Here is a 20,090-nt window from a genome sequence, read left to right as displayed (position 1 = left end):
TAAATTCGGGCCATGCGCCAAACTGACATCGACCCCTACGAAAACACCCCCCGCGACGCCGTGGTCACTGCCAACGACTATGCCGATGGCCAGCACTTTGCGGTGCATACCCATCGCCGCGGGCAATTCGCCTACGCCGCCTGCGGCGTGATCACCGTCTTCACCCAACAGGGCAACTGGGTGGTGCCACCCCACCGCGCCATCTGGGTCCCGGCGGGCGTGCCCCACGAAATGAGCATGAGCGGCCCGGTGACCATGCTCAACACCTACATCCGCCCCCACGCCGCAACCCGCCTGAACCTGCCCGTGCAGTGCCAGGTGTTCGGCGTATCGACGCTGCTGCGCGAACTGCTGACCCGCGCCATCGACATACCGGCGCTGTACGAAAAGGACCATCTGCACGGCCGCCTGATGACCCTGCTGCTCGACGAAATAGCCGACATGCGCCCCCTGTCACTCAACGCCCCACTCCCCAACGACCCCCGGCTGGCCCCCATCTGCCGCCACCTGCTGGAACAGCCATCACTGGAAACCAGCATCGACGACATGACCCAACGCCTCGGCATGAGCCGCCGCACCTTCACCCGCTTGTTTCGCCAGCAAACGGGCATCAGCTTTGTGGAATGGCGCCAGCAAGCCTGCCTGTTGGCGGCGGTGGTCAGGTTGGGGAATGGGGAGTCGGTGACGCGGGTGGCGATTGATTTGGGGTATAGCAGCTCGAGTGCGTTTACGAGTGTCTTCAGGCGGGTGTTGGGGGAGGTGCCTAGTCGGTATTTTGCGAAGGATTCGGTTGCTTGGGCTCAGACCTAATGAGCATTTAGGCGCCCGACGCACAGCATCGGGCGCGAACGGCTTACTGCGGCTCAGGCCCCTCGGGCTGCATGGCCAGGAGCACATCGTCGAGGATCGCTTTACCCATCTCGCCCAGGTAGTGCGAAGAAAACGCATACTTTTCCCCGTCTACATCCATGGCGGCATCGAGCGAGAGAACATTGGCGTAGTAGAGCAGGTGGGAGGCGTGTTCAAGGGCTTCCTGGACGGGAATGCCGGCATTGACGCGGAAGACCTTCATATCGTGTTTGCTTTCGCCACAGTCTGCGAAGGTTACTGCACCGAGGGTGGTTGCTGGGGGTGAAGTGTTCATTGCTGGCCTCCGGAATACGGAAGGCCATAAGCGGGGAGTGCAGTGTGTCTTGAGGTCTTTTCGTACGGCATAAGCTTGCTCCTTTGGTACAACCAAAAAGAGCTGCCAGTCACGATTCCAAGCGTGAGGGTGGCAGCTGTACGCAGGTTGGAATCCGAGAAGAAGCGACTCGGCAGGCACGGGGCCTCCCACGTACAGCCGCCAAAAAGCACAAAAAACAGGCACAAAAAAAGCGCCCGCTGATTGCTTGACGACGCTGTAGCGTCTTCTTACTCGGGATTCCACGCCCGGTCGCTGATGAGCAGCGACGTTGGGGAGGTTAGCGCGACGGCTTATGGGGTGCAACTTGCAGGGTGTGGGATTTTTCTGGTGGAGCAGTTCTCCGGAATATCGGCGGTTCTGAAACCCAATTCCCAGAAACAACAAAGCCCCTACATTTCTGTGGAGGCTTCGTTTTGTATGGTGCGGCACCAGGAATCGAATATCTAAATAACTATATGATTTATATGTTGTTTTTATTCGATACTATTATAGGCTACCTCATGGAGTATCCTTAGTCCTAGCTCAATCCGGTGCAATATATATCGCGCATATGGACGGCTGAGCTGACACTGGTGGTTGCAGCTTTTTTGACTGATACATCGATATTCGGATAGACAAAAGTGAGATGTCGTGTTTAACCAAACTCTGATCTGGTACTACATTTTCTTCTGTCGAACCGAATACTTGGCCTTATAAGAAGAATTTAAACTTTGAATCTATCGCCATGAGCCTCGATACCAAAGATAGAGTCTTGGCAGTGAAAAAGAGAGAAAAAATATTCACTTGTAAAATTAAAATCCAGATGAGTTTTGGGCAGTCAGTTACATCATAAGACTGCCCAAGCGTACACAATCATATAGCGGCATTGAAACTCAACACGATGTCTGTAAAGCCTTTGACGTCTTCTTTATTTAAAATTCTACTGGTTGAATGACTGCTGTAATCGATAGCGTTTACATTGTCGAGTTCTGAATATATGTTGGACTGATATTCTTGCTGCTTTAGTGTGGAACTTAATATTTTTTGGCCGGGCAATTCATTGAGCTTTTTAATTGCATAAAGCTCTTTAGCAGTTGAAAGCTCACCATCACGAAAAGAGTCTATGATAATAGGGAAAGGATGATGTAATAGCTCTTTGAATGACACAATTTTAGAGAAGTAGAATTCTTGACCTTCGCTGCCAGAATAAACCATTCCTCGCTTTGAAAAAATACCATCAAATTCAAGACCACCTTCTGGGTCCATGTCTTGGTAGATGGATTGCATGCGTTCAACTATCTCTTCGATCAGGGATGTTTTTTTTGCTTTGGATGTGCCTTCTTTCTCGGATGCCGCGGCCAATATTTTCTCATTGATCTCCAGCTGAATATTTAATTCATTTATTTGTTTTCCGATTTGAGCGTCAGTTAGGATTTCTTCATGCTTTAACATTATTGTTTTAATGTCTTTTGGTAGTATCTCCAATTCGCGAGTCATGGACAATTGGTCGTTATTTATTTCTCGCGCTAGCTCTATAATGATTTCTTCCTTTAATAATATTTCGCTTCTAATTGTGGAGATTACTTCGTTCCTGATATCTTGGTTGCTCACCTCAAATGTGAAGTCGCGATTACCGTAAATGACTTTTTTGCTGCCACAATCGCCACACGCAACATTACCAACTTCGAGCTCTCTATTAAGCGAATTTAGCTCTCCTATAAGAGACTCTAGTCTGACTTTAAACGAAAGCTCTTTGTTACGCTTTTTTTGGTTATCAGTGATTCTCGCGTAAATCGTTTCAACTCTCTTTTTGGTTTCTTCATATATAAGCCTGTCAGTATTTGAGTTTGCAATTTTTGAAACTTGCGGCGTTCTTTTTGCTAATTTTTGAAGCTTGGCTAGGTCTTTTATTGTGGACTTTATCTCATCTATTTCTTTCTTGATAAAGATTAAATGCTCAGCAGGCTCAGGAGTTAGCTCTTCGTCGAAGAGTGCATATAGCATGTCGATGAAGTCGCTTTTGTTGTAGTATCCGCCGCCAATAACATTTGAGGTGTCTCGGTTATCTTGGGGGAGGAAAAAAAGCTGAAAAAATAGTGCTAGATCGGCTATTTTTATAATGCCATCTTTGTTTATTTTCGGTAAGGTATGTATGTTCTCATTGAAAAAACGCTTCAACTCTGCAACAGATTCGAATAAATTTATTTCAGAGCCTGACTTGACTAAGAATGAGTTTCCTTTTCTTAGGAATAACCATTCTTTTTCGTTGTAAATAAACTTGCTGTAGAAATAATATTCTTGATATGTAAAGCCGCTCGGGAAAATCGGATCATTACCTATCGAATACATGAGACCTTGTACTGTTAGTGTCTTGCCTTTATTGTTCTCATCGCTAAAAATTATATTAATGCCGTCTTGATACCGTCGCTCTATAAAAGCTTCAGATTTGTTCCCGAATCCTGATTCAATAAAGTGCATTTTCAAGGCCGTCGATTATGATTGAGATGAAAAAAATTCCTGGCATACCATAAAAATTGCTGCTCTCGAACCCACTAAACTCTTTTGCCTGCTCATACACTTGCCGGGAAGAAAGGTCAGGGTTATTACTGATAGCCAGCAATGAACGCTCTAAAAATTTCCAGAAAACCTGTTTTTTGTTTTTGTCAAAAAAAGCTTTGGTTATTTGCTGGTTGCATTCAAAAATCAGTTCGCCAACAGTGTCTTTCGAAAGACCTGATATCTCAGGTAAAAAACTCAGTGGGATTGATTTGAATTTGAATAGGTCATGTCCTACTAGCCTGTTTATGATTAGTTTTGACAGGTCTAAGGATGTTATGTGCCTTTCAAAAGCCAGCGCCTCAGCTATGGATTCAATTTTAGTGTTATGTATTGAAGATAATTTTTTTATGGTTTGCTGTTCTTTTATTTCTTTAAAAACTATTTCGTAGAATTCGTCTCCTTTAAGTTTTGTGCTTTTAAATGGAGTGATGCTCTTTATGTAGCTGCTAATTGGGGGTTTGTCTATGATGAAGCGTATTTTTGATAGGAAGTCATTTACTGCTGATAATTGTTTTGGGTCTAAGTCGCCAAGTGCTTTACGTTTTTTCCATTCCTTAACTAATCCTATTTTTATTTTTTCTTTAATGCTTTCTAGGTTTTCGATTCCATATTCTACAAGACTGTGATCTGTTACGTACTCGGCTTTAGGTTCCGGCATGAATAAAGCGAATTTGCAAAAATTCAAGGTGGAAAGATAGTTGAATAAAAGTGTGATCAGAGAGCGGCCGATTTGGGATGGAGACATATTGGCCACCCCTTTAGACTGGATATCCCAAAGCGCACTGCTGTGTTTATCTGTGCCGGTTATATCGTTGAAGCAATCTATAAATGCCAGAGATATTTTTTTCTTTTCTTTATCGATTCCTATCAAATAAAGTAAAGCTTTGGTTTCATATTCAGATGCTTTTTGCGCAGTTTTTTCCGTGTATTCGAAAACGTATTCCATGCATAGTTTTCCCGTGGAGTACTAAAGTATTTAACCTGCTCCAGCTACTTTTTGTTTTCTTGCCATTCGCTATGTGATTTCTATAATGATATAGATGGTGTTATTTTTGGGTGTTATTTGATCTATAGTTGAGATAGCGTAGAGAGAGGCTTAAATCTCCTCGAGGATCTCCTTTCGGCGGGTAGAATATTCAGCCTCATCAATTAAACCTCGCGTTTTAAGCATCGATAATTTTTCAAGTCTAGTCTCGATTTCATTAAAAGGAGGGTTTTCTGTATTGCTTAATCCGTGAGTAGCGGCACCAGCACAAGCGGCATTGATGTCGTTCATCAGTGCAACTTCATCAAAGATCGTCTGGCCTTTTTTGTCCCTCATGAGATTCGAGTATGCGCGGCCCAAGGCTAATGTCTGTTGACGTAGGTCTGGGTTGCGAGGATCAGCTTTGAGCATGGCCAACGCTTGCTGATACGCTTCGCGGGCTTCGGTCTTGCTTTTTTCCATTTGCCATCCCCACCAGACCGCGATTACTACAATACCTATCACAATGAACCAAACCATCACTTTAAGTCCTTTTTGAAAGCACGCCGGCGTGCGGATGAGCGATGATAGTATAGTGCCATTGTGCGCGGTTAAGGTGTGGGGGATGCGCATAAGAGAGCGGATCGACCGTAGCTCAGCCGACGCCCTGGTCGGCATCGCCGCCAATGGTTGGTGAGTAACACCGAAGCTCTGTTCCTCAAGCAGTGGCTGGAAAGCAACCTGATGCTTTGAATGACCCAGTGATCAACCTACTGTACTCACACCTGCCCTTGAGCAGGAGTGGGAGGGCGAGAGTTTGTGTTCGCCGCACCATGGCGTATGGATGGACAAGGACTGTTAGGCGTTTGACGGTGGAGGGAGTGAGCAGGACGGTGGATTACCTGAGGGTGGGCAGGTGGGTAATCCGGGGTGACTCAGGTATCAGTATTGTTTATATCTATTCGAACAAATCAGAAATACTATCTTTGACGCCCACTGGATACATGTCACCAATAAGGCTTCCGTTTAATAGGAAATTGATAACTTCAGGTGGGCAAAGAAGTTCAGTATTAAATGATCCATCTTGAACCGAATTTCTCAATTCCATAAGCAAGCGACCGAGCACATTAGCGCCGACTAAGGTGTCTTCACCGGTCGGTAACGCCCCCCAGAATCGATCTTTAGATGAGTGCTCAACTATTGATCTATCTTGAGTATCAATCAAGACTTTTGAAAATGTGGAGTAATTCTGTAACAGTTTTGCGCTTAGGCACCAACGCATAATTCGAACTCTTACTTTCATCCAGTCAGCACGAGTCTGCTCCTTTAATGGTTTGGCTCGCATTTTTGCAGTCATTGGGCTGGTCTGGGAAATTATTAGCTCTTGGGCTTCAGGGTTGTTAGGGAATCGGCATGCCTGATAAAGCGCCTCCGAAGTTAGTATGTGATGGTTGTTAATTAGAATTGGAAAGCCTGGAGCCATGTTGGAGAGCGCCCCGAATGCCTCTTTTGTCTTGTGAAAGACAATGCACTCAGATCGCTTGTAGGTTCTAATTCCAACCGTTTGTTTCATAGTTAGTCACGCTTCTAGGCTGCCCTAGTCTAGGTTTCTAATTAATTATTTGATCTTGGGAATAGAGGATACCATGGATGCCCTGCCCAGAGTGCTAAAGGAGCATTATTTGGACAGTTTCGGTATGTTACGATCATGGTTCCAAACCCAAGGCTTTCAAGAGACATGTATCCAAGTGGGCGATGTTGCACTTTGAATTTTGGACAAATTTCTTTTATTCGAGCGCCAGCTTTCAGAAATTCGTTCTCTAATAGCTGTCGACCAGCATCGCTCGAGAAAAACGCCCGACCACCTACATTGCCTGGTCGTCGGTATACTGGGGGCTTTGACATGGTTTGTATGTAATTATTTACGGACTGCCCATTGTCTCCAGCGACTGGACGCAATACATCTGAAGTGTCAGTAAATGCAAGCCGGTCCTCGATGATATTTCCATATACCCATTTAAGATTTATTTTTTTCTTGGATTCCGCAATTTTCTTTTCAATAAAGCCTGTGCTGTACCAGAGCGAAAGTCTGTGCATAGAGTGAGACATTATATATAGATTGCACTCTGGAGGGGCGGCTGCCAATATCCAGTTGGATATATCTGTACGCATGCGTTGGCCAGAATATATTACGTCATCAAGATATATCTGGTTTGTTGCGTTGGCATTATTAATACTGATATCAATGCCAGCATTGGCTTGAAGCAGCTCTCTGAAGATTGCAATGCAGTCTCGCTGGCTGTTCCCTGCGCCTTGTATGTCAAGTAGTGTGCTGTGGTTGAAGACTTGAGCATTGATTGTTGGCTTGGTGTGAGGGTGAATTATTTTGTTTTCAATGAAGTCTTGAAGGTGTTTTTTTTGTATATAGCTCTGCGCAAGAACAAAGTTCAACTCTTTAAGTAGGCTGTTTTGGCATTCTTCAGGAAATTGGTTAAGCCAGCGCTCGACATGGTTTGCGTTGAATGTACCAATTTTTCCGAGTTGATAATCCATTGAAAGGGTTACCAGCTGCTGGACCAGCACCGCACGTTCAGTCATTCTTGTCCTTCCTTGGCTTTGTGATGGTATGTCCTATCGACATTTACAGCGCATTTTCATGCGGAATTTCAAAAGACGCAAGCGATGTTAGTGAGTAACCCCAAACATCAAAGACCGCGTGAGGCTTAGCTGTCATTCGTCTCCAGCGTTACCAATAGGAAGGAAACGGAGTCGTCCGTCTAATCCGTCAGTCTCAAGTCGATTTTTATCGATCTTTACCGATGCTGTGGAACACACACACACCGATTGTATATTATGATATTCCGAGCTATCCTCAACTTCGCTAGACATTGCATGAAAAGGGATTTTTTATTGTTCATAATTACCGCATTTGTCACTCTATCTCCTTAGTAAAAACTGCTTCCTAGAGCAGCGACACACGCTGCCTCATCATGCGGTAAAACTTGGTTGGGTGATTTGTGCTTTTTTGTGGCTGTTAATATTTAATGCAAAAGGACGGAAATTGAGAAACTGGCTAAAAACAGTACTATTTGTCTCATCCTATTCTCCGGCACTTTTAGTTCTTGGAGGTGTTAGGTGGTACTCAATTGGAGAGATAGATACACTTGTTGTTCAGCTTGTAATAATTTCAATATTGGGAGTTGTCTTGCCGCTTTTGATACTCGCACTGCTCAGGGCGGAGGCTGAAAGCATAAACTTTAAGGCCAAAAAAGTAGAGTCGACTGACTATTTTCTACTTGTTTTTGTCGCAAGCTATCTTGCTCCTATTGCAATGAAAGTGGCTGAAGTTAATTTCGAAATGATTTTTTTGTTTGTTTGTGTGGTATTTGTTTTAGGGTGGCTCGTTTCAAACATACCCTGCCATCCAGTGCTGTATTTATTTAAGTTTAGATTTTATAAGATTGAATCTGATGATGGCATGGTTTATACGCTGATAACCAGAAGGCAAATACGAAGCCCGAAAAACATAAAGAACGTAAAAAAAATATCTAGCGGAATGCTAATGGAGTGATGTGGTGATGCTAAACCTTTTTGCGTTAACAAATAATCCAGCCAAAAGAATAGTGAGATTCAGCCTTTCAAATCCAGTGCAGATCGATCTGACCCGGTATATCAGAGAACAAGAAGTAGCATTTGATCAAGCAGGGCAAGAGATAGAGTTTGATGGGAAGTACAAGCCGGACCAAGGCGAAGTGCTGTATATTGATAATTATGATGATATCGATGACTTGCAGGCGGCAGTAGAAAATCCATTAGCCCTGGATGAGGTAGAGCCAACAGAAGAATTTTTTAATGAGATAAAAGCACTCTTTACTGGATATGTTACCCCGGGTGGGCACATCAGGGTTCTACTGCAGAATTTTGATCGCAGAAAAATTATATCGACCAATGGCCTTTCAATATTTCACTCCGCCAATGTGTATCGGAAAATTGAAGGCATAGGCTTGACGGTTGATTACAAACTTACCGCCACCCTTGAAGAGGGGCGACTTAAATTTTTTAGCTTTCATGCTGCTCGCCAAATATTTGATTTAAGTGAATACTATAAAGTTGCAACAGACGACGATGTGAGGGATTTTGCTGCGTCAGCTATAATTCAGGCGGTAAGCACAGAACGCCTTCTTGAGCTTTCTGATTCTTGGGTGAGAAGGAAGATTTCCCTCATACAACAAAGCGGCATTCTTCAAAACGTCCCAATCAACGAAATGAGGGCGGTTGCAATTGAGTTTAATATTCCATTTAACACAGTTGTATTCGGCGCTGCGGAGGTAATTACGGTTCCTGATAATAAGTCAGATCTGAAGAAGCTTTTAAGGTTTTTGGATGAGGATTACTATAAATCTCCGCTTTCAAAAACAAATTTCATAACGAACTCAAAGCGTATTGCTGGTGATCGGGATTAGTTTCAGGGTTTGTTGCGCTAGAGTTAAACTTAAGGCTTTCTGCACAAGATTTGAGCTGCACATGTCGGAATTAAAGTAAAGGTGTTTGCCAATGCATGCTTTGGATTGGTTTCAACCAGTCATCAACGACTGAGATGTTCCGACACTACTTCCGATGTGTGCGATTTAATCAGGATTTTTGTTTTGTTGTCAGGAGTCGGCCTTAGATTAGTGGGCGTGTTCTACAGTGCTCCTCTGACCGCTTCCTGACTTTCGCCTACTACTTTGAACTGCCAAGGTTTTCTTAAGCGTAAAGTGAGCGAATGCACGGTCAGCAGATAGTAATAGCGGGTCGATTCAGCGTGCTGATTTAGGTGCTGATTTAGAAACCAGTCGAGATGTTTTCGCTGCCAGGTCCATGGATTATCTCGGTGCCAGCGATTAGCAATCGCGGCTTGAATGACCTTTGCTTGGCGTAGGTGACGCTGGCGTGTGGCATTCGCTCCGGTGAGGATGCCCGCCAGGAAAAGCTCCATATCGAATGGCTTGCTCATGGTCGGCCGCCGATGTACGCCGAAACTACGTCGATACGACCGTGCCCCAGCTCATAGCTGATTTTTGCGCGTGCCTCCTGATCGAGGCGTCGGTCGAGCTGGTAGCACCTGCCACCGTTGATGGGTGCGAGATGCTGGGTGATTTGCTCGTAGCGTTCGCACGCATAGGCTGCCCGCAATTCGTGGAAGCCTTTGAGGTTGTGTGTATGGAGGACCTCCCGTGCGGGGCGGACGATTCCCCGTTGGAAATCAAGGTAGCTTTCGTTCGGTGCCAGTAGGTTGCGGCTGCCATGCGGTAAGACCTGCTCGGCATTTCTGAGTGCTTCGCAAACATGGTCATCCACCATGATCCAGCGAGGTGCTGTTGCTCCGCCGCGGCCACCTTTGGTGCCGTCCTGGATGTTGATCCTCCCGAGTTGCTCGGCTTCCCGTTGCAGTCGAGGAAGATCGGCCAAAATCGCCTCACGTAAACGCATGCCGGTGGCTCGCGCTAACTGAGCTATGGCCGCAGCGCGCGGCTGCTGATGTTCGAAAAGCTCGTCGACGATCCGCTTCACCTGTTCGCGGTCTTGGCCTTGCGGCACCGAGCGACGAACACTGGTGCGCCGCATTCCCAACGTCTTGCTCGGACTCACGACCTTCACATACTGATCACCGCGAAGCGCGGCTAAGGTTCGGTTCACGCTGGATAACCGGTTTTGCGCGGTGGCGATGCCGATAGCTCCTTGTTCGACTTGCTGCCGCAGATGTTCGGCGTACTCCAACAAGGTCTGTCGATCTATCTGCCGCGCATCGTTAAAACCTGGCCCATCCTCCGACCGACACCACCGCACAAACACCTGCCAGCGATCACTGTGCGCCTTCACCGTGCCGTAATGCCCATCGTCAAACAGATCCCGTAATGCCTGCGGCCCGGCATAGCTCAATTGCCGACCATAGCCAAAATTGCGCCCATCTCGTCTACCGACCAATGCCATGATCAATCTCCTCTCGAAGCCAAAACCTTTGAAACCTTCCCCACGTCATCCCGCCAAGAATGTTGAGTGTTATCAGGGATCAAGGCCCCTGCGACCTGTGAGGGTTGTCCACTAACGCGGGACTGGCGGCTCTTTACGACCGGGAGCTTGGGCATCTCATGATCTGGCCTCCTGAACACTTCCGAAGACGTGGGCGGGTGGAGGCTGCGCTGGCTGACGAGACCAATGCCGCGAGATCCTGAGTCGGGTGAAGGCAGTAATGCGATTACTGGGCGTGCCTGACTGTCAGTCAGGTGCGGTCCATTCCTTGGGCTGCGGCACCATCATCTGCATCGCTGTTGCTGGTGACTTCGGTGTTTGTCACGCCGATTGTCACGAGGGGGGAATGCCGCAAAGCCTTGTACGAGTTGGGCTGCAGCAGCGGTAGAAGCGCCCGTCTCTTTCCGGGAGAAAGAGACGGGCGCAGGTTGGCGCAAGGAAATGGCCAAGCGGATAGGTTGCTGCAGCGCAGCTATGAAAGGGGATGAGTTGCCGCAGTGGGCACACTGGTAAAAGTAGGCATCCATCACATCGTTGTGACCGTGCGAGCCGCCGGACGCTAATCGCACTTTGGGAGAACCACCACCGTGTGGCGTAGCCTTAAAGGTTCTGGCTACCTGGGTTGCTGTCGACGACAGCGCTTTGCCTGATCTTTTCTACGCCTGTGGATAATTCGGGTCAAGACTCCAATTTTCGGGAGTTCTGCGGCTGTGGATGAAATTATCCACCGGTGGAAATCAGTGGTTTTCCACAGACAGTTGCGCGGGCTTTAGATTTTTTAAGTGAGGTCCATCCAAGCAGGGCGGCTTTGCAGCCCTGTTTGGATGGACCCGCGTGGACAAGCGGATCGCTGAGATATGAAGATCGAGCGCTTACTCCGTTGCGCCACGTTTTGCTTTTAGGCGAGTGACGTTCGCTCCGGTCTGATTGGCGAATTCGTGTGGAGTGACGTGCTCCTGCCGGTTAGCCTCCAGATATCGGCTCCACCAGTTCATGATCAGCCTTCGCTCCTCAATGAACTCGGCCTTGTGGATGTAAGCGGCGCGGACGTTGTTGCGCTCCTTGTGGCTCATCTGCCGTTCAATAGCTGTCTCCGACCACAATCCCGACTCGATAAGTGCGCTGCAGGCCATCGAACGAAACCCATGTCCGCAGATATCGGTTTTGGTGTCGTATCCCATGGTCCGTAGCGCGTTGTTCACGGTATTTTCGGACATGGGCTTCCAGGGTTTGGCATCACCTGCGAAGACCAATGCGAATTTGCCTGTGAGTGCATAGATTTTTTCGAGTAGCGCCACTGCTTGCGGCGATAAGGGTACTAAATGGATATCCCCTGCCATCTTCGTACCCCTTGTGGAAAAGGGTACTCCCTCCAACGCGGGTCGAGTGTCCGGTATCTCCCAGGTGCCGCGCTTGAGGTCGAACTCGCTCCAGCGTGCGAAACGCAGCTCGCTGGATCGTACAAACACATGCAGCGACAGCATCACCGTCAGACGGGTAAGTGCCCGGCCTTTATAGGTGTCGATCCGCTCTTGCAGTTCCGGCAGTCGCGATAAGGGTAGAGCGGGGCGATGTACCACCCGCGGGGCTTTGATCGAGCCTTCGAGATCGTAAGCAGGGTTTATGGTGATAAGCCGGAGGCGCTTTGCCTCGCGCATGATGCTCTGCAGGTAATTTTGTACCCTTAAAGCAACGTCGATCGTTCCGCGCTTCTTGATCGCTTCCAAGGGCTGCATAAGGTCATGGGTGTCGAGATCAACAATGGCGCTTGCGCCGATCAGCGGGAATACGTGGGTTTTGAGGCGGCTCATCACTGTCTTGGAATGGCCTGGTGCCCACTTGGCCGACATTTCCGTATGCCAGTCGAGCGCAACGCTTTCAAAGGTTCTGCCTTTGATTACGGCTTCCGCCTTGGCTTGGTGCTTGGTCTCTATAGGGTCAACGCCATCCGCCAGCATTCGCTTAACTTCCAAGCGCTTGCGGCGCGCATCGGCGAGGCCAATGACGGGGTAGTTGCCGAACGAGGTCAGTCCTTCGCGTCCATCAGGTTTGACGTAACGGAGCCGCCAGCCTTTGCGGCCATTGGGTTGGACTAGGAGGTAGAGACCATCGCCGTCGAAAAGCTTGTAGGCGCGGTCTGTAGGTTTTGCCAAGCGGCAAGCTGCGTCGGAGAGCGGAGCTGTGGTGCGCGACATAAGGGTACTCCCTTTTATCGAAGTGACCTGTATCCCAAACTCTACCCTTAAAACGGTTGGAATCCACCAGTTTCTGACGGAAACCGATGGAACGCTAAAACGAAAAAACCCGCCAGAAGGCGGGTTTTTCGGGGGTTCCAGAGATTTTGAAAGCCTTCTCTGGAACCTTGTATGGTGCCGGCACCAGGAGTCGAACCCGGGACCTACTGATTACAAGTCAGTTGCTCTACCAACTGAGCTATACCGGCGTGTTAGGGCGACGATTATAGCGATTGGAAAGGTTCTGTAAACCCCTGAATTCTGACTATTTTTCAGAACGTGGTTTTTCCGCTGCCGGTCGCGCGCTCCAGCGCTTTGGCAAAGGGTGATGAGTGCCGGTGCCGAGGCCTTGGGGTGGCGTGAGGCTTGATACGCAGAAGGTATCAAACCGCCCCTTGATCAGTATTAAACAACGCCGTTGTTCATTGCTAAGTTGAGGTGGCACTCAATGAGGAAAAGCCAATGAATTTCGCAGGAAAAACCGCCGTTATCACCGGCGCAGGCCGTGGCTTGGGGTTTGTCTACGCACAAGCACTGGCCCAGCGCGGGGCCAATGTGGTGATCAGTGATATCGGCGCCGATAACCTCGGTTCGGGAAGCGACAACGCCATTGCCCTGGTCGCGGCACGCCGCCTGCAGGCCCAGGGGTTGAGCGCGGTTGCTCATCAGGGGGATTTGTCCAGCGAGCAAGGCTGTCGGCAATTGGTCGAGACGGCCATCGCGGCGTTTGGGCAGTTGGATATCCTGATTCATAACGCCGGCTGGGTGGGTTATCAATCCATTGAGGAGGCGGACGCGGCGTTTATCGGGCGTGCGCTGGGTATCAATGTCTATGCGCCCATCTGGCTATGCAAACATGCCTGGCAATACCTCAAGCCATCCACTGCCGCGCGGGTGGTGCTGACGTCGTCTGATCGGGCGATGTACCAGCAATATGCCCAGCCCGGGCTGGTGGCCTATGCGGCGGGCAAGATGGCGCAACTGGGCATCATGAATGCCCTGAGTATGGAAGGCGCGAAGGACGGGATCCTGGTCAATGCGGTGTCACCGGTGGCCAAGACGCGCATGTGGGGCATCGAGGGGGAGCCGGACAATCTCAAGCCGGAATGGGTGGCGCCGGGGGTGGTGTTCCTGGCGTCGGGGCAATGCCAGGACACGGGCTACATACTGCGTGCCAGTAATGGTCAATTTACCGCGACGCGGTTTGTCGAGAATCAGGGGGTGGAGTATCCCGTCGACCTGGCGCGGGTGAGTGCGTCCAGTGCCGAGCACGTTGCGCAGCAGTGGGAGCGCATAAAGCAGAGTCACTAGATTGACTTTCGACCGCTCGTCTAAATGAACATGATAAAAAACACCAAAATAATGACACCTCCACCGACCTGTCCCAGACTGCCTGAACAACATGTGCGCCCATGCTCTGCAAGCGGTGCCGGGACAAGGAGGGGCTGTGAGCCAGGCCGACGAAGGTTTTGCAAAGCATGCTATCCGTCAGGATCACCCGATGACGGCGACATTGCAGTTCTTCGAAGACACCCCCATCGACGACGCGCCTTCCCCTGCCGAACAACCCCAGCCAATCGACGCTTCAGCAAAACGCCCACGGGTGGTGGTGTTGGCCTCGGTCAATGGTGGCGTGGGCCGCAGCACGCTGGCGACGGCACTGGGCAGCGGCTTGCAGCGCCTCGGGCGGGCGGTGACGGTGCTGGAGCTGGATCCGCAAAACGCCCTGTACCTGCACTTTGACCTGCCCCAGGGCACCCCGGGCCTCGGTCGTGCCAGCCTGTGTAATCAACCTTGGGATCAGCTCGCCCAGCCCGGTTTCTGCGGCTGCCAGGTGGTGGTCTTCGGCGAGACCGATATGCAGCAGCAGGAAGACCTGCAGCGCTGGCTCAAGCAGGACCCGGAGTGGCTGGCCCAGCACTTGTCACGCCTGGGTTTGAGTGAGCAACACACGGTCATCATCGACACCCCTGCCGGCAATAATGTTTACCTGCACCAGGCATTACACGTCGCCGATACCGTGGTGGTGCTGGCCCTGGCAGACGCGGCGTCGCTGGGCACGCTGGAGCAGATGCAGCGCTTGTTGGCGCCGTATCTTGCGCGCCCGTCGGCGCCACGTTGCCTGGTGTTGGTCAACCAGCTGGATGAGGGCAGTGCCTTCAGCCTGGATATGCTGGACCTGTTCAAGCAGCGTCTTGGGGAAGGTGGCGTGGAAGTGATCCATCGTGACCCGCAGATCAGCGAGGCGCTGGCCTTTGGCGAGGACCCCCTGGATAACGAGGCCGCGAGCCTGGCCTGTGACGATATCCATGGGCTGTGCCAGTTACTGGATGGCCCTCCAGGCGCGGCCTGAACCACGTCTTATACGGTTAGGCGCAAATGCTTATGCACAATTTGTTGGTCGCACAAGTGTTGAAACAGCCATTTTGTGAAGATGTTCTCATTACGCTGCAACTGCCTGTTTTGCGTGCGTTTTATTTTGTGAACAAATAATGACCAGTCAGCATTTGTGCCTGTGGCGCCCGTCTTTACGGCACTCGACAGAATTTCATCAACAGACTTATCCACAGGGCGTCCTGCCCTTTAATCGCGCTCGGCGAGCACCATCAGGTTGCGCGGTGTCAGTGCTGTTTCGCAGAAGCGGCCTACTTGAGCCTGGTAGCCGTTCTCTTGAAGAAACAGTGCCCGATCCAGAACCAGCCACATTTCCAACGGGCGGCGAAAAAGCCCACGAACCAACTCCAGGTTTCGTACCTGCGCCAGGCGTTGCCAGCCATGCTGCTCCAGCGCGGCCCAGTCCTGCTCGCCTGTGGATAACCCCTTGAGCGCCGCCAGGTGCTGGCAGTAGTCAGCGAAGGACCGATGCAGCCATTCGCTGGGCAACGAAGGCGTGGGCAGGTACTCATCGCACCCGCGTAGCTGCCGCTGCAACTGATCGAAACCCAGGCGCCGGGCCATGGAGGTGTCGCGTTGCAGGCGCACCCGCAAGCCGGCGGTGACGGTTTCGCTCAGGGGCAGGCCCAGGTCTTCCCGCGACAAACGCAGCGCCGAGGCGCGTGCCGGGGCCGACAGCGCCTGGTATTGCTCGCTACTGATGCGGTTGTAACAGCAGGGCGCCACGGCCAGGTGCTTGCAGCCGGCGGCGCTGGCTAATTGCAGCAGGCGTACGTGCAGATCGCCACAGGCGTGCAGGGCGACGGGGGTGTGTTCGCCGAGCAGTTGTTGCACGGCGTCCTCGGCCATCACGTCTTGCGGGTGGTGGCGGGCGGGCATTTGATGATGGTCACTGAGGGCCTGGCCTGCGGCGATCAGCGCCGGGTCGTATTCCAGGCAGGTCAGGTGTTGCCCCGGTTGCAGCAGCCGCCGGCCGAGGTGGCCTTTACCGGCGCACCAGTCGAGCCAATGGGTGGGGCGCTCGGCAAACTGCAGGGCGCTGCCAAACGCTTCGATCTGCTGCCATTTGCGGCCCGGTACATCGACATTCAGGCGCGCCGAAGGCGCATGCAGCGCGCCCGCCGGTAACTTATCCACAGCACTGAGCTGGGCGGCCAGCTGCGCCCATTGAGGAAACGGCGCCGGCGCCTGTAGTTCGGTGGGCAGGTTATGGCTGCTTTCGGCTTCTGCCAGGGAGCGCCGGCGCAGCCATTGGGCCAGCGCTGGATGCTGGGCTTCCCAAGGCAATTGCAGATGGGTGAAGGGCCGTGGTCGCCACAGCCCTTGATGTTCGGTGAGGAACGCATCCAGCGCGAGAAAACGGGCCAGCAGTCGCTCGCCCGTCAACCCGCTGTCAGCGTCCCTGGCAGGCATCGACCCGCAACCAGCGTTCCAGCAGCTTGAAGCCGCGCACCAGCACATAGGCCATCAGCAGGTAGAACATCCCGGCGGCAAAGAAGATCTCCACCGGCAGGTAGGTGCGGGCAATGATGGTGCGGGCCATGCCGGTCAGTTCCAGCAAGGTCACGGTACTGGCCAGGGCGCTGGCCTTGAGCATCAGGATCACTTCGTTGCTGTAGGCCGGCAGGCCGATGCGCGCGGCACGCGGCAGGATGATGTAGAACAGCGCCTTGGGCTTGGACATGCCCAGTGCCCGCGCCGCTTCGATTTCCCCGGGCGGGATGGCCTGGATCGCGCCGCGCAGGATTTCCGCGATGTAAGCGGCGGTGTGCAGGGTCATGGTGACGGTGGCGCACCAGAACGGGTCCCGCAGGTAGGGCCACAGGGCGCTTTCGCGCACGGCGTCGAACTGCGCCAGGCCGTAGTAGACCAAAAACAGCTGCACCAGCAACGGTGTGCCACGGAAGAAGAAGATGTAGCAGTAGGGCAGGGTGCGCACGTACCACAGGCGCGAAGAACGGGCGATGCCCAGGGGGATCGCCAGCAGCAGCCCGGCGATGACCGCGATGGCCACCAGTTCCAGGGTCAGGGTCGCGCCCTGGGCCAGTCGTGGCAGCCACTTGATGATCACGGCCCAGTTCAGGCCCAGGTCGAAATGCGACAGCCAGCTGTAGTCGCCGTTCATTGCGTGCTCCTCGCAAAGCCGCGAGCGGCGCGTTTTTCCAGGAAGTACATGCCGACCATGGCCAGCACGGTGAGGCCCAGGTACATGAAGGCCGCGACCATGAAGAAGGTGAAAGGCTGCTTGGTGACGGTCACGCCGATTTGCGCGTGGCGCATGATTTCTTCCAGGCCGATCACCGAGACCAGCGCGGTGTCCTTCATCAAAATCATAAACAGGTTGCCCAGGCCCGGCAGGGCGATGCGCCACATCTGCGGCATGATCAACCGGGTGAAAATACGCAGCTTTGACAGGCCCAGGGCGATGCCCGCTTCACGATGGCCCTTGGGGATCGCCAGGATCGCGCCACGAAACACTTCGGTGGCGTAGGCGCCAAAGCACAGGCCCAGGGCAATCACGCCGGCAGCGAAGGCGCTGAGCGACAGGTCGGGGTTGCCGAAGAACTCCCCGAGGGCACGCATCATATTGACCGTGCCGAAATAAATCAGCAGGACCCACAGCAGTTCGGGAATGCCCCGGACAATGGTCGAGTAAGCGCCGCCAAGCCATTGCAGGAACTTGTACGGGGAAGTCTTGGCCAAGGCGCCGGCCAGGCCGAGCACCAGCCCCAGGCATAACGCCGTGAGTGCCAGTTTGACGGTCATCAGCGCGCCGGCAGCGAGTGCGGGGCCGAATCCGTAGAGATCGAAATTCATGGTTTTTTCATATCGCGCAAGGCTTGCGAAAAGCCGGCGCGCTCAAGCGAGCGCGCCGGACTGGCCAATCAGGATCATTCGATGCTGAAAGGGAAGTACTTGTCGTTGATCTTCTTGTAGGTGCCGTCGGCCTTGATTTCCGCCAGGGCCTTGTTCAGGCGCTCGCGCAGTGGGTCGCCTTTGCGCACGGCGATGCCGATCTTGTCGCTTTCTACAACCGGATCGCCTTTGAACTCGTAGGCCGAACCGTCTTTGCTCTTGAGCCACTCGTATTGCACGTACTTGTCGGCGAGCATCCCGTCCAGGCGGCCGGACGTCAGGTCGAGGTAGGCGTTTTCCTGGGTGTCATAGAGCTTGGCGGTGGTGTCTGGCAGTTTGTCTTCCAGATAGGTACCGGCCAATGTCGCGCGCTGGGCACCGATGATCTTGCCTTTGAGGTAGTCGGCGTCGGTCTTGAAGTCTTTGATGGATTTGGCCGCGATGAATTGCAGCTTGTTGGAGTAGTACGGGTCGGTGAAATCAACGGCCTGCTTGCGCTCGTCGGTGATCGACAGCGACGACACCAGGAAGTCGAACTTCTTGGCGTTCAGGGCCGGGATGATGCCGTCCCAGTCCGAGACATACACTTCGCACTTCTCGACTTTCATCTTGGCGCACAGGGCGTCGCCGATGTCTTTGTCGAAGCCGACAACGTTGCCGCTGGCGTCTTTATTGTTGAAGGGCGGGTAAGCCGCCTCGATCCCCATTTTCAAAGTCTCGGCCATGGCCGTGGCGCTGAACGCCATGGAAACGGCGGCGGCCAGGAGGAATTTTTTATAGTTCTGCATGCATGTTGCTCCGTTAGCGGTTGCTGGACATGAATTGTTTGCAGCGCGCCGAAAGCGGGTTGTCAAACACCTGCTGTGGCGATCCTTGCTCTTCGACCAGCCCCTGGTGGAGGAACACCACTTCGCTGGACACTTGGCGGGCAAAGCCCATTTCGTGGGTGACCAGCAGCATGGTGCGGCCTTCTTCGGCCAGCGCGCGGATCACATTAAGTACTTCCTGAACCATTTCCGGGTCAAGTGCCGAAGTGGGCTCATCGAACAGAATGACTTTAGGTTGCATCGCCAGGGTGCGGGCGATGGCCGCGCGTTGTTGCTGGCCGCCAGACAATTGCGCCGGGTAGGCGTGGCGTTTGTCGCCAATGCCCACCTTGGCCAGCAGCGCTTCGGCCACTTCGATGGCTTCGGCCTTGCTCTGGCCGAGCACGCGGCGTGGGGCCTCGATGATGTTGTCGAGGATGCTCATGTGCGGCCAGAGGTTGAAATTCTGGAAGACAAAACCGATTTCGCTGCGCAGGCGATTGATCTGCTTGCCGTCGGCGGCCATCAGCTCGCCGTTTTTCGCGGCCTTGAGCTTGAGCTCTTCGCCGGCCACCAGGATCTGGCCCTGGTGCGGGTTTTCCAGCAGGTTGATGCAGCGCAGGAATGTGGACTTGCCGGAACCGGACGAACCCAGGATCGAGATCACATCGCCGTCGCGAGCGGTCAGCGAGATGCCTTTAAGCACCTCCAGCTCACCATAGCGTTTATGCAAGTTGCGGATTTCAAGCGCGGGCGCGGCCAAAGCCATGTGCGGTCCTCATTGTGTTCATTGCGTTCCTGCTGTTGGGTCGCCTTCCTGGCGTGGCGCCAAGCTAGCATAGCGTTCGGATGACAGCCAACAGCGCCACGGGCGTTAAACAGGCGGTGTGTGACAGGTTGTCGCATCGGCACAGTAGCGTGTCGCGCCATCAACAACCGAACAGCCGTTTTAACCGATAAACCCGTGGCAGTCGCGTAAAAAAGGGCGCGATGGTGCCAGCTTTGGCCGGGTGTTGGAAGGGTTAAACGGGTAAACGGCCCCTATAGGCCCTTTAATTGGGCGTCACTGACTTTTTGTGTGTGTTTTTGGTGCGCTCATT

Annotated in this window: 19 protein-coding genes and 1 tRNA gene; 5 read left to right on the top strand and 15 right to left on the bottom strand. The window is 52.3% G+C overall.

The window, feature by feature from the left end; genetic code table 11:
- Positions 1-12: 12 nt before the first annotated feature.
- The gene (locus HBO24_RS06810) at positions 13-810 is read left to right on the top strand and encodes a helix-turn-helix transcriptional regulator (RefSeq protein WP_170059463.1); all 798 of its coding nucleotides are present in this window, start codon (positions 13-15) and stop codon (positions 808-810) included.
- Between the two features lie 43 nt (positions 811-853).
- On the opposite strand, the gene HBO24_RS06805 is transcribed toward HBO24_RS06810, so the two are convergent.
- The 6 genes from HBO24_RS06805 to HBO24_RS06780 form a co-directional block, all read right to left on the bottom strand.
- Positions 854-1,144 (bottom strand): DUF3077 domain-containing protein, encoded by a 291-nt coding sequence (locus HBO24_RS06805; RefSeq protein ID WP_057958022.1) that lies wholly within the window; start codon positions 1,142-1,144, stop codon positions 854-856.
- 894 nt (positions 1,145-2,038) lie between these two features.
- The gene (locus HBO24_RS06800; protein WP_170059462.1) at positions 2,039-3,643 is read right to left on the bottom strand and encodes a hypothetical protein; all 1,605 of its coding nucleotides are present in this window, start codon (positions 3,641-3,643) and stop codon (positions 2,039-2,041) included.
- A complete protein-coding gene (locus HBO24_RS06795) occupies positions 3,630-4,670 on the bottom strand; it encodes a hypothetical protein (RefSeq protein WP_170059461.1) in 1,041 nt (346 codons plus the stop codon). Before HBO24_RS06795 ends, HBO24_RS06800 begins: the two co-directional genes overlap by 14 nt.
- Positions 4,671-4,820: 150 nt before the next feature.
- A complete protein-coding gene (locus tag HBO24_RS06790; RefSeq protein WP_170059460.1) occupies positions 4,821-5,228 on the bottom strand; it encodes an SHOCT domain-containing protein in 408 nt (135 codons plus the stop codon).
- A 418-nt stretch (positions 5,229-5,646) separates the two neighbouring features.
- Positions 5,647-6,261, bottom strand: coding sequence for an NADAR family protein (locus HBO24_RS06785; RefSeq protein ID WP_170059459.1), 615 nt, complete (start codon positions 6,259-6,261; stop codon positions 5,647-5,649).
- Between the two features lie 41 nt (positions 6,262-6,302).
- Positions 6,303-7,286: a hypothetical protein gene (locus HBO24_RS06780; RefSeq protein WP_170059458.1), complete on the bottom strand. Its 984-nt coding sequence runs from the start codon at positions 7,284-7,286 to the stop codon at positions 6,303-6,305.
- 463 nt (positions 7,287-7,749) lie between these two features.
- Here HBO24_RS06780 and HBO24_RS06775 point away from each other — a divergent pair, with 463 nt between their 5' ends.
- Both HBO24_RS06775 and HBO24_RS06770 read left to right on the top strand, forming a co-directional pair.
- Positions 7,750-8,259, top strand: coding sequence for a hypothetical protein (locus tag HBO24_RS06775; protein WP_170059457.1), 510 nt, complete (start codon positions 7,750-7,752; stop codon positions 8,257-8,259).
- Positions 8,260-8,266: 7 nt separating this feature from the next.
- A complete protein-coding gene (locus HBO24_RS06770) occupies positions 8,267-9,151 on the top strand; it encodes a Kiwa anti-phage protein KwaB-like domain-containing protein (protein ID WP_178124527.1) in 885 nt (294 codons plus the stop codon).
- Positions 9,152-9,372: 221 nt separating this feature from the next.
- Here the strand turns inward: HBO24_RS06770 and HBO24_RS06765 are convergent, their stop codons facing one another.
- The 4 genes from HBO24_RS06765 to HBO24_RS06750 form a co-directional block, all read right to left on the bottom strand.
- Positions 9,373-9,684: a hypothetical protein gene (locus HBO24_RS06765; RefSeq protein WP_170059455.1), complete on the bottom strand. Its 312-nt coding sequence runs from the start codon at positions 9,682-9,684 to the stop codon at positions 9,373-9,375.
- A complete protein-coding gene (locus tag HBO24_RS06760; RefSeq protein ID WP_170059454.1) occupies positions 9,681-10,661 on the bottom strand; it encodes an integrase domain-containing protein in 981 nt (326 codons plus the stop codon). Before HBO24_RS06760 ends, HBO24_RS06765 begins: the two co-directional genes overlap by 4 nt.
- Positions 10,662-11,572: 911 nt before the next feature.
- Complete coding sequence (locus HBO24_RS06755) at positions 11,573-12,895, bottom strand: integrase arm-type DNA-binding domain-containing protein (RefSeq protein ID WP_170059453.1); 1,323 nt, start codon at positions 12,893-12,895, stop codon at positions 11,573-11,575.
- Positions 12,896-13,067: 172 nt separating this feature from the next.
- Positions 13,068-13,143: transfer RNA gene (locus tag HBO24_RS06750), tRNA-Thr, on the bottom strand.
- Positions 13,144-13,396: 253 nt separating this feature from the next.
- Between HBO24_RS06750 and HBO24_RS06745 the strand changes: the two genes are divergently transcribed.
- Positions 13,397-14,245: an SDR family NAD(P)-dependent oxidoreductase gene (locus HBO24_RS06745; protein WP_170059452.1), complete on the top strand. Its 849-nt coding sequence runs from the start codon at positions 13,397-13,399 to the stop codon at positions 14,243-14,245.
- A 190-nt stretch (positions 14,246-14,435) separates the two neighbouring features.
- Positions 14,436-15,287, top strand: a complete 852-nt coding sequence (bcsQ, locus tag HBO24_RS06740; RefSeq protein WP_115129343.1) for a cellulose biosynthesis protein BcsQ — start codon at positions 14,436-14,438, stop codon at positions 15,285-15,287.
- Positions 15,288-15,517: 230 nt separating this feature from the next.
- Here bcsQ and HBO24_RS06735 read toward each other — a convergent pair whose 3' ends face one another.
- The 5 genes from HBO24_RS06735 to HBO24_RS06715 all read right to left on the bottom strand — a co-directional run bounded on the left by HBO24_RS06735 (position 15,518) and on the right by HBO24_RS06715 (position 19,759).
- Positions 15,518-16,741 (bottom strand): methyltransferase, encoded by a 1,224-nt coding sequence (locus tag HBO24_RS06735; protein ID WP_170059451.1) that lies wholly within the window; start codon positions 16,739-16,741, stop codon positions 15,518-15,520.
- Entirely contained in the window at positions 16,722-17,411 is a 690-nt protein-coding gene (locus tag HBO24_RS06730) for an ABC transporter permease (protein ID WP_029295855.1), read from the bottom strand. The genes HBO24_RS06735 and HBO24_RS06730 overlap by 20 nt, the downstream gene beginning before the upstream one ends.
- A 38-nt stretch (positions 17,412-17,449) precedes the next feature.
- Complete coding sequence (locus tag HBO24_RS06725; RefSeq protein ID WP_057437111.1) at positions 17,450-18,145, bottom strand: ABC transporter permease; 696 nt, start codon at positions 18,143-18,145, stop codon at positions 17,450-17,452.
- 74 nt (positions 18,146-18,219) lie between these two features.
- Complete coding sequence (locus HBO24_RS06720; protein WP_057437113.1) at positions 18,220-18,972, bottom strand: ABC transporter substrate-binding protein; 753 nt, start codon at positions 18,970-18,972, stop codon at positions 18,220-18,222.
- A 13-nt stretch (positions 18,973-18,985) separates the two neighbouring features.
- Positions 18,986-19,759 carry an ABC transporter ATP-binding protein gene (locus HBO24_RS06715; RefSeq protein ID WP_057437115.1) on the bottom strand — a complete coding sequence of 258 codons (774 nt, stop codon included), beginning with the start codon at positions 19,757-19,759 and terminating at the stop codon, positions 18,986-18,988.
- Positions 19,760-20,090 lie beyond the last annotated feature (331 nt).

The sequence above is a fragment of the Pseudomonas sp. WS 5410 genome (genome assembly GCF_012985645.1).
Classification (GTDB): domain Bacteria; phylum Pseudomonadota; class Gammaproteobacteria; order Pseudomonadales; family Pseudomonadaceae; genus Aquipseudomonas; species Aquipseudomonas shahriarae.
Note: the sequence above shows the minus strand (reverse complement) of the source record. Positions and strands in the feature narration are given on the sequence as shown.